This window comes from Parapedobacter defluvii, assembly GCF_014642075.1.
In the GTDB taxonomy this organism is placed as follows: domain Bacteria; phylum Bacteroidota; class Bacteroidia; order Sphingobacteriales; family Sphingobacteriaceae; genus Parapedobacter; species Parapedobacter defluvii.
Map to the genome: position 1 here is coordinate 210003 of NZ_BMIK01000003.1, position 14250 is coordinate 224252.

10 protein-coding genes are annotated in these 14250 nt (G+C 49.4%); all 10 read right to left on the minus strand.

Features of this window, described 5'->3' with window-relative positions; all coding sequences use genetic code 11:
- Positions 1 to 7: 7 nt before the first annotated feature.
- Positions 8 to 976 (minus strand): FecR family protein, encoded by a 969-nt coding sequence (locus IEX60_RS07355; protein WP_188749028.1) that lies wholly within the window; start codon positions 974 to 976, stop codon positions 8 to 10.
- A 119-nt stretch (positions 977 to 1095) separates the two neighbouring features.
- Positions 1096 to 1710, minus strand: a complete 615-nt coding sequence (locus IEX60_RS07360) for a sigma-70 family RNA polymerase sigma factor (protein WP_188749030.1) — start codon at positions 1708 to 1710, stop codon at positions 1096 to 1098.
- A gap of 151 nt (positions 1711 to 1861) precedes the next feature.
- Positions 1862 to 3475 carry a SusD/RagB family nutrient-binding outer membrane lipoprotein gene (locus tag IEX60_RS07365; RefSeq protein WP_188749033.1) on the minus strand — a complete coding sequence of 538 codons (1614 nt, stop codon included), beginning with the start codon at positions 3473 to 3475 and terminating at the stop codon, positions 1862 to 1864.
- A 19-nt stretch (positions 3476 to 3494) separates the two neighbouring features.
- Positions 3495 to 6884 (minus strand): SusC/RagA family TonB-linked outer membrane protein, encoded by a 3390-nt coding sequence (locus tag IEX60_RS07370; protein ID WP_188749035.1) that lies wholly within the window; start codon positions 6882 to 6884, stop codon positions 3495 to 3497.
- A gap of 223 nt (positions 6885 to 7107) precedes the next feature.
- On the minus strand, positions 7108 to 8334 hold the full coding sequence (locus IEX60_RS07375; protein ID WP_188749037.1) for a purple acid phosphatase family protein: 1227 nt from the start codon (positions 8332 to 8334) through the stop codon (positions 7108 to 7110).
- Between the two features lie 76 nt (positions 8335 to 8410).
- Positions 8411 to 9382 (minus strand): FecR family protein, encoded by a 972-nt coding sequence (locus IEX60_RS07380; RefSeq protein WP_188749039.1) that lies wholly within the window; start codon positions 9380 to 9382, stop codon positions 8411 to 8413.
- Positions 9383 to 9454: 72 nt separating this feature from the next.
- Complete coding sequence (locus tag IEX60_RS07385; RefSeq protein ID WP_229717464.1) at positions 9455 to 10075, minus strand: RNA polymerase sigma factor; 621 nt, start codon at positions 10073 to 10075, stop codon at positions 9455 to 9457.
- A 23-nt stretch (positions 10076 to 10098) separates the two neighbouring features.
- Entirely contained in the window at positions 10099 to 11004 is a 906-nt protein-coding gene (locus tag IEX60_RS07390) for a DUF6528 family protein (protein WP_188749041.1), read from the minus strand.
- Between the two features lie 11 nt (positions 11005 to 11015).
- The gene (locus IEX60_RS07395) at positions 11016 to 12347 is read right to left on the minus strand and encodes a BT_3987 domain-containing protein (RefSeq protein WP_188749043.1); all 1332 of its coding nucleotides are present in this window, start codon (positions 12345 to 12347) and stop codon (positions 11016 to 11018) included.
- 47 nt (positions 12348 to 12394) lie between these two features.
- Positions 12395 to 14242, minus strand: coding sequence for a RagB/SusD family nutrient uptake outer membrane protein (locus IEX60_RS07400; RefSeq protein WP_188749045.1), 1848 nt, complete (start codon positions 14240 to 14242; stop codon positions 12395 to 12397).
- Between the last annotated feature and the right edge of the window lie 8 nt (positions 14243 to 14250).

Genomic DNA, 14250 nt, shown 5'->3' on the forward strand with positions numbered 1-14250 from the left:
TACTGATCTATTTCCATATCCTCACGTGGTTTCCGCGTATTTCAAAACGGAAGTCTCCGGCCAGTGAAAGCATCTTGAGCACCGCTTGCAAGGGTTCGTCCTTTACCGATAAGGACAACTGCCGATTATTGACCGAAGGGGACGCAATCGTTATCGTCACGCCATACCAACGTTCGAGCTGCACCGCAATCTCGTCCAACGACATATCCCTGAAAATCAGTTCTCCATCTTTCCAATTCAATGCCGCCGATAAATCAGTCTCTTGCATGACACCCTTTTTCGTCGCCAAATGGTAGCTAACCTGCTGACCCTTTTCCAGCATCCATTCCTGTCCGTCGTTTGTGGGCTTTACCGATACCTTTCCCGTGGCCACACTAACCGTCTGTACCCCTTCATCGCTATAGCTTTTTACGTTGAATGAAGTACCTAACACGCGGACATTCAGCCCACCGGTGTGTACCAAAAAGGGCCTGGTCGAATCCGGGCTCACTTCAAAAAAAGCTTGTCCTTCCAGAAAAACCTCCCGTTTGCCGGGTTGAAAGTCCTTCGGGTAACGGACAGTACTGACATTGCCCAACCATATACGCGAACCATCAGCGAGTGTCAATAATTTACGTTGTCCGGCAGTGGTGCTGTGTTCGGTATAAGCAAGCACTTGCGAACTCGTCTTCACTTCCGTGGGTTGTTGGTTATAGAACCGGATGAGCAATGCTGTAACAGCAACTAACAGTACCACCACCGCACTGGCTACCCAAACAAATTTTCTTGCCCTTGATTGGATTGGTATCGGTGGCTTAATTGCTTTCTGTAGTTCAGCGATGGAGCGTGCTTTCCATTCATCTGCTGCCTGTTCATCCATTCCTTCGTCCGTGTCCAATTGGTCAAGCCATCTTGCCACCAATGCCTGTTCATCGGACGATGCCGCTCCTTCAATCACTTTTTGGTATAACCCCCTTAGTTTCCTGTCGTCTTTCATCGCTGGTTTCTTCGTTGCACTAATGTCGCTGAGTCTACTATACTAAAGCACCAAATGCCCGAACATACCAGTGCTTGGGTATTAAGTTTCTATGAATAATGATTAATGATTTATTAACACTAACCCGATATAATCCACCAAAGCAATGCAACGCAAAGAGTGGATAGGTTTTGTGCTCCCAAAGATTTGCGGAGGCGTTTCATGGCAGCGTGGAGGTGATTACGCACTGTATTGGGGGAAAGCCCGAGGCGATCGGCTATTTCGTTGATAGTAAACTGTTGTTCGCGATTCAGCAAAAAAACCTCCTGCATACGCTCCGGCATTTGTGCAACCGCGAGTGCTATGGCATCCATAATGCTTTCAAACTGGCTTTCAAACACGTGATCTAACGATTCATTGGGTTGGACCACCGATTGTTCGCGTTCCATGAACAGTCTGAAATTTTCCAAATGCCGCTGCTGGAACCCTTGTGTCCTGAAATACGTGATCAGTTTATACCATAATCTTTTTTTCAGCCAGGCGATCGATAAATCGTGTAACGGAAAAATATCCCGTTTATTCCAAAGTTCCAAAAATAATTCTTGCAACAGGTCATAAGCCTCGTCGCGGTCACCCAATTTCCGGCAGGCTATCTGAAATAACACCGACCAGGATGTTTCATGCAACCGCTCAAAAAGCTGTTCATCTGATGCTGGCGCATCGATTTGTGTACTCCCTTGCTTTGCTGTCTTCACGCAAGCAAAGTATAGCATTGAATATTTACTGAAAGCGAAGTTAAAAAGAACAAATTATTAAAGGAAGGGTACAATTGGCCAATACCACGTGGGTTTGTAAAGATACAAACCCACGTGGTGTTGACTGAATAGATATCCGCTACGCTTCACGTCAGTTTCCGTTAGGGTGAATATCCCACCAAATCGGTGTGGAATAACGGTCCGGACCACCCAGTAATTCTACAGCGTGCTGCATTTCTTCCGGCTGCGAAATTTTTTCACTTTCGGGATAAACCATCCGCGTCATCAATTGACCCTTTGCCAGATTTATATCCGTATTGAGTGTTTGCCGCCGTTTGTATAGCTTCGGCAGCCGGGTCCTCCTGTGTTCAGCCCAGGCTTCCCATGCATCGGGATACAGGGCAAGCCATTTCTGGGTGATGATCTGTTCGTATTGTCTTTCGGCACCTTGTGCAAACTTCACCGGCGTATCCGACAACGCGCCATCCGTATACGGAAAACTTTGCGGATCTACCGGGAGGCTCCCTCCATTCGTGTAGGCATCGATGGCAGCCTGACTGATATCGGGTATCCATTGACGCAATGACAATTCGATCCCTTTCTCGTACAGCTCCTTGGCCGGTGCTCCCATATTCCAGCCCCGCCAAGCACCTTCCGCCTTCAGAAAATACGTCTCCGCAGCAAATTTAACGGGCATGGGCACGGTAGTTGATACCACATTGGGCCCCCATTGGGGGCCGACCGGTGAATACATGCGGATATATGCTTCATCCGAAGCAGCATATCCCGGCATCAACCCGTGGAATCCCCCTATATTGGCTAATATCTCCGGTGGAGTACCGGGAATCGGAGCTGCTGTCACCGGCGAGAAATAAACAGGCATCCGTGGATCGGCAAACCCTTTCATATAGCTTTCTATGTCGGCACTCATCAACATGGATGTCCGGTTTCTGACCATGCCATTCTCCAGCCCGTTGAACGAAGGGATGTCTACGATCCACGCATTGTCGTCGTTGCTATCCATGGTTGCGCCTTGGGCGGCTGCCTCAGCTTCCTGTTTGGCCCTTGCCGCATCGATGTTTGAAACACGCATTGCCAGACGCAGGCGCATGGTATTTGCAAACTTGATCCATTTGGATACGTCTCCCTCGTAGATAATATCTCCTGCACCAAAGACATTCAGTGCCGGATTGGCTTGCACTTCCGGTGTCAAATAGGTCACCGCAGCTGCCAGTTCTTGAAAGATATGATCGTAAATAGCCTCTACACTTTCATAAGCAACGGTGCTTTTTCCGCTACCTGCTTCGGTATATGGCAGCGGGCCCCACACGTCGGCCAGCTGATACATCACATAGGCTTTCCATATGGTTGCCACATGGTAGGCGACAGGATTTGTCTCCTTGCTCTTTTCCTGAATGACCACCGCAGCGGGAATGGATCTGCCAAAAAAAGCATTCTGAACGGTAGTGATGTGGTCGTAGTTGATGACCAACTGCTCCGAGCTGAATCCGCTTGTTACAAAATATCCGGACAACGGATTTGCCCAGTTGCGGGTTGCACGTCCGTATTGGTCACCAGAAAGCCAAGCTACGCCATGTATTTGTGCACGGGAAAACAAGCCCGCCAGTTCTTTCTCTGCCACATCCATGATCTGGGTCTTATTGGAATTGAAGGAATCAAACTCACTCGTACATCCTGCATTACCTAACAATGCGACGGTTAGTACGATCAGGTAGGATAGCTTATTGATAAATAGCGCTTTCATTATTGAAATGTCTATGTTATTACAGTGATAATTTAATGTTGATCCCCAATGTCCGCGTCCCCGGCATGAATGCATTTTCCGCACCCTGACCATTCGCGTCTGTATCGTAGGTGGTATCGGGGTCAAACCACTTGGTTCCATTGTATATGAAGAATAGATTTCTTCCAACAGCCGATATTCGCAGTGCTTTCATGAGGCCTAACTGTTTCAACGGAAAGGAATAGCCAATGGACAGCTCGCGCAAGCGGGCGTTGGTCGCATCGTGGCTATAAAGCTCCACGGGAACACCGTTGGAACTGCGACCACCCACAGTCTGTCCGTATTGTTGGGCCGTGATGACCACATCGTTGGGCGAACCGTCTTGCTTTACCCCGTCGAAAATGAACCCATCCCGTCCATGCAGCGTTGCCTTGCTGTTTCCAAATGCCATCAATTGGGATTCAGTGGCCGATTGTCGCACACCGCCGTAATTCAAGTCGACAAGGAAACTGGCATGCCAACGTTTAAAACGAAAGGCATTGGTAATCCCGCTTTGCCAATCGTAGTTGAAATTACCCAAATAGTTATCGTCCCGTTCCGTAATGAGCGGTATTCCGGTATCACTCACGATAATACGGCCTGCCTCATCGCGTAGGAAAGCCCTGCCATATAGCTCTCCATAGGGACGGCCTGCCATCACGTACGCATTGCCCAACGCTAAATCAGCCATGCTGAGTGCATACCGCGGTATGTCTTTATACAGTTCTTTCACCACATTGCGATTGCGGGAAAATACCCCATAGGCATCCCAACTAAAATTTTCCCGTTCCATCAACCTTGCATTGATCATCAGCTCAATCCCCCGGTTTTGGATGTTCCCGGTATTGATCTGGGTGGCGGTATATCCCGATGTGGGGGGAGAAGTAATGCTGATCAGCTGGTTCAGCGTATTTGATTGGTACCAGGTGAAATCCAGCGACAAACGATTTGCCCAAAACCGGAGTTCGGCTCCGGCTTCCCACGATTTAGAGCGTTCGGGCACAAGGTCTTCCGCCACTTTTGTCGATGACGTGGTGATTTGTCCGATCGGCCCATCCGTGGTTCTTCCATACGTCTGGAAAATGGATGCAAATCCGACGCCGTTGCCTACTTCGGCATATGACCCCCTCAGTTTGGCGAAGGAAACGATCGCAGGCAATTTGACCATATCAGAGAGAATGGCACTGACGCCTACTGAGGGGTAGAAATAGTCGTAGGGCGGGGGCAGTGTCGAATTCCAGTCGTTGCGGGCAGTTACATCCACGTACAACATCGACTTGTACCCAACTTGCGCCGTACCATATACGCTTTGTACCTGCGTGTGCGATTCCCTATCTGTCGTTGTGTTGGCCGCGCCATAGTCCATCGCAAATTTGTTTTCGACGGTCAAGCCGTTCGTTGTAGCCGACTGCGACCTCCCTTGGTTATCCCTTATTTCACTGCCGACAAGCGCACTGACTTCTATCCCGTTCTCAAAGGCTTTATGGAAGTTAATCATTGCATCTCCGGTCAGCGCCCGGCTATTTGAAAAGGCTGTATAGTAGTTGCCTTTCCCTGCGTTTACATATAACGCGTCCCAATAGATTTTTTCTTCCGCATCGTCGTGTATGTTGTCCAACGACACCCTGCCCTGTACAGACAACCAATCCGTGAAATCATATCGGAGCGAAGCAAATGACGTCACACGTTCCCTGTTGGTCGGCGCGATGCGGCGGTATATCGACCAATACGGGTTGCTCAACCCAGTAGACCCTTCCGGAAGCCAGAAATTCTCTTTCAACGATCCGTCTTCCGCGTAGTACTCGTAATTTCCGATATCCGCGGTCCGGAGGCTACGGGGCATGCGGATCATGCTTTGCATCGGACTGAAATAATTGTCACCGGTTGGTGTCCGGCTGGCCATGCGTTGGTTAAAATACGTGATTTTGAAATCCAGGTTCAACTTTGGCAACAATTCCGTTGTCAATCGAAGATTCAGGTTATTCCGCTGCAATTTATCTGTCGCAATCAGTCCCTTAGAGGAGGTATTGGCGTATGAAAAATATGCGGTAGACTTTTCACCTGTGGTGTTGTAGGATAGGGAGTTGGTGAAACTATATCCATTTGCGAAGAAGTCCCGCACGTTGTTTGCCTGCGGAGAAAAGGGTTGTTCCACCCCGGTCCAGTCTGTCACCAATTGACCATCCATCCGAGGCCCCCAACTTCCACCGGCTACCGTCGTCGAAAATTCGCCTCCCGTACCTTGGCCGTACTCGTTTTGAAAATCGGGATACATGTAAGGAAGATCAACCGTGGAAATGGAATTAAACTGCACTTTGGGTGTTCCGACCTTCGCCTTTTTGGTTGTAATCAGCAATACTCCGTTGCTGGCAGCCGAGCCGTATAATGCCGCGGCGGCGGGACCTTTCAACACATTGATACTTTCTATGTCGTCCGCGTTGATATTGGAAAAACCATCAAAAGAATCCACGTCCCAATCGCCTACGCCTGCACTTATCAATCCCTTACTGTTATTATACGGAACACCGTCAACGACAATCAACGCCTGATTGTTGCCATTAATGGAGCGGTTCCCCCGGATAACGATCCGAGAACTTGCACCGACACCCTGGGTAGCGGAAGCACTGGATATGGCAACACCCGCTACCTTACCCGACAGCGAACTGGCTAAACTCGGATCCCGGACATCCGAAATCGATTCCATCTTTACCTGTTCGGTCGCATAGCTTAGGCTGCGCTTGGCCTTTTCGATACCCAACGCCGTCACCACCACTTCGTTCAGTTCGCCGACATCTTCCTGCAACGTGAAATTTGCCGATGTACTTCCTCCCTCCACCACGGATACTCCTGCTTTCTGTTGGGTCAAATACGAGATGTAGGAAACCTCCAGCCGGTAGTTTCCGGGCGGCACGCTAACCGAGAAATTACCATCTTCATCCGTGGTGATGCTCCGGTTCAACTCTATAATACGGATGCTTGCCCCAGCCAAAGGCTGTCCTTTTTCATCAGTAACGCGGCCGATGATACGTCCGGGTGCCTGCATCGGATACAGCCTCACCGTGCCCGATTTTTCCTCGAAGTTTATTTCATTCTGGTAGAGGATGGCTTTTAAAATATCCCCCAGTTTTTCATTTTCAAAACGTAGGTTCGTTACCATAATCTTTTCCAGCCCCAGCTTATCCGTAAAGGCGATTTCAACAGCCGCTTTCCGCTGAATATCCGTGATTACCGTATATAAGTTTGCTTTCCGGTATGTCAGATCAACGCGTTTATCCAAAACTTGTCCCGAAGAACGTGCTGCCAACAGCAGTTGCGCGGTAATAAGAACAGCTATGGTCATGATCAACGTGATACGCATAATCTTCTGCAATAGCAGTATTTGTCGTTTCATTTATTTATTGTTCCTGTCGCCCCAAAACCGGAAGGAAATTTCCTTACTTTTCCTATTTTTGGGCATTAGTTATTACTCATGTTAATGACTACAAGTGGTAGTACCGTGGCCAAACGCAACTACTACTTTTTACAGGCACAGGGCTGCACTTTGCAGTACCTGTGCTTTTTTTATTTCCTATTATTTTCTTTTTGACCTCCTTACTTTCATTTCGTGCGTGTATTTATTTGGTCAGCTCAAACGAATCGAAGAGTTCGCCCGATGCTTTATATGCCTTAACTACCAGTTTGCCGCTGGTAACGGTAATGGTTTGATACAATTGCGTTTTTTCCAGTGCAACATCCATCCAGCGGTCGGAATCCGAAACATACATCTTTGGCCCGGCAACGGATAGCATGTACACCGGTCCCTTGGCGACGGCGTTCGGTCCCTTGCCTCTGGCATAGGTATGATCGTGGCCCTGCAATACCAAATCCACTCCATACTGATCATACAATGCTTTGAGGCGTTCTTTTACCTGCATGTCTTCACTTTCCCTGCGCTTTGCCGTCGTATACATGGGGTGGTGCAACGTGATCACCGTCCACTTCATCGGATTGTTTTTCAGTACGTCTTCGAGCCACTTTGCCTGCGAATCCAGTGCTTGGGGGTCTTTTCCCATCGTTTGCGAATTGAGGGAAATGATTCGTACCCCCTGGTAATCCACGTAATAAACAGCCTCCTCGGGACCGTTGTCCGGCAAGGTAAACTGCGTGGTCCAATGCGGATCAAGGGTAGGTCTGTTCAACGAATCCCTTCCTCCTTGTTCGTGATTGCCCGGTGTGGGAAACACCGGGATCATCGCGTGGATGAACCCCGCTCCATAGTGCCATTCCCCCCATTCGGTGTCCGTATTAGCGTTATTGATTAAATCGCCTGCGTGAATGATGAAGCGAGCGTCCGGCTGTTGCCTGAAGGATTGCCGGATGACCCTCGACCATTCGGATTTGATGTCGTTCTGTGCGTCGCCCAGATAAATGAATGAAAATGGCTCGGTGTCATTTGAGGCCGTTCTAAATTGAAACCATTCGCTCCAATGCTCGCCGTCCCCCACCCGATATGCATAAACGTGGGCGGGCTCCAGCTGGTCAAATACAACATGGTGATATAGGTCTGTTCTGCCGTCTTTGCCTTTCAGCGTTTTTGTAGCGGCTGCGATTTCCCGTATTGCTGCATTCTGGATGGGTGTCCCGTTGTCAAGGCATACCTGGGCTTTCGAAGTTAAAACGGACGAGTCCGTACGCCAGGTGACTGTTTGAGTCCTTACCGGATCTTTTGATATCGTAAGGGTAATTCGATCCGGATATTCGGAGGAGACGAATGATTGGGCAGAAACACACTGGACAAAGAACGACGCAATAACTATCAGTAAGGTACAAGTAAGCTTCTGCAATAGTATACTCAATTTCATGTTATGGTATTAATTTTATTAATGACTACTTAACTGGCCGTAACACAGGGGCTGCACTTTGCAGTGGCTATGTTTTTCAGTAAATGCTTACATTTCCGTTGTCCTCCTTTTTATAGTTTTTACGCAATATGGAACAGATGAGTTCCATAGCTTCTTCCTGTCGAAAGTTAGATTGTAAGGTGAGGTTGTATCGATAGGACGCGACCTGCTTGTCGGCAGTCATCAACTGCACGCCATAAAAATTGTGGAATACCTGGACCAACTCTTCGAAGCTTGCTCTGTCAAGCACTACTTTTCCTACTCGCCATGCATAACTATTTGCTTCAGCCACGTTGTCTACTCGGTATGATCCATTCGCTTTCCGATAAGCCAACTGCTGTCCCCCATTCAATACGGAAAGCCTCCGGGACGTTGTATCGGCTACCAGCACTTTACCGGTGCTTACCGTTACTTTCACCTCCTGCACATCATCATACGATTGGATATTGAACGAAGTACCTAACACCGTAACAGTAATGCCATTCATCTTTACAAAAAATGGTTGAACAACTGCCCCCTTTACCTCAAAAAAAGCTTCACCCGACAAATGGATACGCCGCTCGCCGTTACCGTAACCCGGTAGCACCTCCAGTCTTGAATTGGCGTTGAGCCACACCTGTGTGCTATCCGGCAACTTCACCTGTTTCAGTTGCCTGCTACCCGTTGTGATGATACCCGAAAGCTCCCCCGTTCTGACAACCTGATCCGTTTGTCGCCCGATGCGATCTTTGATGATATACAACCAAATAGAAATCGATAATGCCAATGCTACACCGGCAGCTATCCTGAATCCGCTACGTTTAAACCAAGGAATGTATCTGCTTTGGTTCGGAATACCTTGCCATATCCGCGATTTCAGCGCTGCTTTTTGGGTTTCGCTCTCCAGGCCGGGGGGGACCTTTGAGTTCGCAAAAGATTCGTACCATCGGTCTACCACATATTGCTCGGCCTCAGTGGCCGTGCCGTCATGGTATTTCTTTAATAGTTTCTGTAATGTAGCTAACTTCACCTGTTTACCTTGTTACACTTGCATAGTGCACAAGCGAGCCGTCAGGTACTTCAACAAATCGTTGTTAAATTGTTAACTTTTGATAAACAATGTCAGAAGGAGATAGAAAGACGGAGGAATATCTGGATGCTTTTGGGCTAGTACCACCCGCAGGCGACGCAAGGCGTCTGTGGTATTGTTTTTAACCGTTTGTTCGGATAGTCCAAGCGCCGTTGCGATTTCAGCGACTGTAAATTCCTCTGCCCGCATCAGAAAAATCCGACGCATATTTTCGGGAAATCGCTGAACAGCTTCATGCAGTGTACGATTGATTTCACCAGCCGCCATCATATCCATCACAGAAGCTTCAATGGTTTCCATCCGGTGCAGCAAATGCGCCATGGCCTGCTGTTGCAGATCGGCCCTGCTCGCTCGTTTGATGAGCTGGTATTTCAACGCTCCCCGCAAATAAGTACGAATTGACGTTTTTATGGCAAGCGAATGCCGACGGCTCCAGACATCGGTGAAAATATCCTGCACGATGTCTTCCGCCTCACTTTGGACATGCAGGCGATGATATGCCAACCGATACAGATCTTCCCAGTGGGTATTAAAAAGCTGCTCAAATGTGCCGGGAACATCATTCCTGACACCTTCAAGCAGCTCCGATTCTGTTCTGTTGCCGTCTCCCTGCATGTAAGCAAAGATAGACACACTATATTATGCTAATATTAATTCTAAGGCACACGCACTTTATACATATTGATTTGCGGTACTTCCACTACCCCGTCAGGATGCCCGGAGTAAATGTGGTGCGTCCACCAGCTGATTTCGGCCTTCGTATAAATAAGCCGTTGTGTTGCTTCGTTGTAGGATACCGATTTCACATCGTGCATCCCTTCCAACGGCCCAAATGGCCCAAACGTTTCGTTGTCGAGATCGAACAGCCACACATTTCCATGAGTAGATAGCAGTAAGCTGCTTCCCGAAACCCGGGAAAGGTCATGCCCGTCTTTATCGGGCAACGCCCATTTTCCCGCCAACACCAGTTTCGGCGCGTCCGTATCCCAATCGGCCAGTGCATAGGCTCTCAGTTCGTCATACCCCAGCGCATACAACCTATTTTTTTCCGGCACCCACGCCACACCATGTCCGGAATACAAGCTATCGGAAAACAGGACTTCATCGGGTTTGCTGCGGTCGTAAAGCGCTATCCGGTTACCTCCAGGGGCGATAGATAACGCTACGGCAATCCGGTTTCCCGGGAGGGCCTCAATGGAATGTGCGTTGGCTGCCTTCGCATAAAACAACGCTTTCTTCGTGCTCCGTTCCAACACCAATGCGGCCCCGGAAGAGGAAGTCAACAATAGTTCGTTGCCGTTCTCGATGGGTTTGCAGTCATCCATGGTTTTCAGCAAGGACAAATATTCACCCGGTAATCCGACGGTCTCAGAAGCCCGCCATGTCCAAACGGTATCCACTTTCTGAAAGCTGGAGTCGACCGCTAGCATCAGAACCTGATCGTCGCCACATGCGAATAATTCGATGCCATCGGGTTTCTTGTCTGTTTGCTGTGCCTCGCAGGCAAAACAGCCAATCACCCATAAAAATGAAAGTTTTACAAATCCTGTGTACGTGTTCATCGATGCTATTTTTAGTTACCTAAGGTGAAAAACTCGGCCATATTAGAAGTATTATTTCGATTGGACGCCGTGATGTATATCCGCACGTACCGGCACGTTGCCGGCTCGCAGTAGAAATACAAAGGCCCTTCATTTTTATTATTAACGTCACCGCAATCAAATGGGGTTGCCTGTTTCCAGCTTATCCCATCGGTCGACACTTCGAACACACCGCCTCTTAGGTCGGAAGCATACGTTCCGGGACGGCGCCAAAGTTCAAATCCTTCGAGGGTGGTTTGCGCTCCCATATCGACAACGACGGTAAATGGAAGCGTTGTCGTTCCGAAATGGGATGCATTCCAGGCGGGCTGCCAAAATGAACCGGCGTCGCCATCCAACATTTTTTCCGGTACATCCGTCGCCCCATACGAGTCAAAAAAGCTGATGCTCCACGCCGACCGGTCCAATCGTTGGGTCGTGCTGCCATTGTTGATCCGGATGATGCCGATATTGTCAGCATCAATGCCAATCGATCTGCCGTCTATGTCGCCGCTTTGCAGCTTGACCGCGATTGCATAGACGCCCGCAGGCACGTCTGCCTTACGCAGGGAAAACGTGACGTCTGCCGACGACACGCCCGCGGACAGAGAAGTAGCGGATTCCAACGTGTAGGCCTGCTCCGGCAACGCGCGGTAATTTGTTTGGTGGGCGGCATTATACTCATCCAATACGGCTTGTCCTTCTATCAACTCAAAGTTGATGTCCCATCGGCTTTCAAAACCGGCAGACACCGTAAAACGGTATTCCGGCGTTTCCGGAGCATCGGGCAGCCTTACCTCGGTAACGCCCGCACCATCCAATGCCAATTGAGCTTCCAACATATGGGGCTGGACAATCAAGAGGGATTGTTCGCCGATCGCTTCCGGCTGACTGCCGCTCAACCTGATCGGTAAAACATACTGGCTTGGATTTTCCAACTGCCCGAACGCCTCGCAGTCAAACACCACCAAAAATGGGTGCGTTCTGTGGGAGGCGGTCACTTTGCCGGAAACCTGCTCCAACGCATAACATGACGGGGGCAGCAGTTGGTAGTCCGTTCCATTGCTTTCGTTATAAGCGCCCAGCCCGGTTTCGTCGACAGCGACAGTCACGTCAATATCGGCGGGTATCTCGAACCCTGCATTCGTGACATAAAATGTGTCGGTATGCACACCCTCCACGTCGTAGAACTCGGAGATCCGTAGTCCGGCTCTGGAAAAATTAACGACCGAAGCCGGAATGTTGTCATCGATATGCCGTTTTTCACAAGAAAAGAATAGGGCCATAAATAGCAATGCCGCTATTCCTGTTGATATATTGCGCATGTTCATTCGATTTTCGTTCAACTAGTTAATTTTTTAATCCTTGCGATTTACCATCCGAGATTTTGCGTAAAATCCATGAGTGTCACGTCTTTTTCCGGAAAAGGAAACAGGTAGCATTTAGGCGTAAAAATCCGGATTCCGGTATATCCACCCTCCTGTTGCACCACCGTACGTTTCCAAAAATCACTGGTAGGCAGGTGGTTGGATGCCCCCCATATATTCATACCGTATATGGGTCCGTTGTTTTCCTCCTCCGCGATCATCCATGTGCGGGTATCAAAAAATCGGTTGTTCTCAAAACAAAGTTCAATAAAGCGCTCGTGCCGGATCAGCTCCCGCATGTGCTGTTGGTTGCCCACAGCATCGGGATATATCTCCTCGATATTGGGCACGCCAGCTCTTCTCCTCACTTTGTTGAGGTAGAAAAGTATATCGGCATGCTGGGGATCGTACTCGTTCAATGCTTCCACGTAGTTGAGCAGGGTCTCTGCGTACCGGAATACCGGCCATGACAAGATTCCCCAGTTGTCTGACCGGTAGCTGACCGTCGGGTCGATAAACTTCTGCCCGGTATATCCCGTGGGCGGGTAGTTGTGGCTCGTGCCGGGGCCGGAGTTGCCGTTGCGGTAAAATTGGATATCATCAATCTTCCGGGCACCGTTTCCATCGATCCATGGCAACCCGCTCCAGAAAATATTCCGGTAAAACCGGGGTTCCCGGTTCTGATACATCTTAAAGGTATTGAGTTCAACTCCGAAAATCGGGTGCCTGAACATCGAAAAGCCCGTTTCCGAGTAATTTGATTGGGGATCGATGACGGGAACCGCCCCGCTGTTGGTATACCCCGTAATGGGATAACGCCCATTGTCCATGGCAAATGCATCCACCAATTTCTGTGTAAGGCCCACACCTCCGTAGCCCTGTACCACCTGCGGGGATGAATTTCTCCTAAACCCGTAGGCCGATCCTTCCATCGTGAAGATGTACTCCGTGTTCTCGCCTGTTCGGGTGTTGTACAGATCATGCAGTGCCGCATAGGGGTCGTAATCGGCATTATCCATCTCCCTTTCGCCCATGAGTGAGTAACGCCCTAGATCAATAACAGCTTTATTGGCCGCGGCCGCCAGTTGCCACTTGCCGGCGTCATAACCGGTCGGAAACAGCGGTCCGTTCCGGCCGATCACGCCCTTATAGATGTCGGCCCCATTAAACAGCGGCCGGGCTGCATAGAGAAGCAACCGGGCTTTGGTGGCCATAGCCGCGCCTTTAGTAGCCCGTCCCCACCATTCTGCCCCCCACGATGCCGGCAATTGCTCGGCACTGGCATCCAATTCAGCAACCACAAAGTTGACGCACTCATCCCATGTATTCCGTTCGCGATCGCCCAGGTTGGGATCATTGAAATCGACCAGTTCATCGCCAAGCAGAAAGACCGGTCCATACAGACGCATCAAATTGTAATAATAAAATGCGCGGAGAAATCGGGCTTCGCTGTACCAGATGGCTGCCTCAGTCTCGCTAAGCGGGCTTTCAAATACATGCTGCATGAAATAGGTAGCCTCCCGGATGCCTTTGTAGTATTGATCGTAAAAGCGGTTGCTATAGTTGTTGCTCGATGGAGACCACAGATCTTGATTGATGGCGGCAAATGGCCTTCCGATGTAGGCAATCGTTGCTTCATCGGATGACCCCTCCCAGGGATGAAAATCGCCATTGTGTTCATTTTCCCGGGGCATGTAGGAATACACATTCATCAGGTATTCCCGGGTCGATTCTTCTTTCAGGAAGATGTCTGCTGCCGTCAATGCATCGTCGGGCTGCCTCTCTAAGTATTTCTCGCAGCCGGAGAGCGCCAACAAACCGAAGAAAACGAGGTATATAAAGATACGTTTCATGTCTTGTG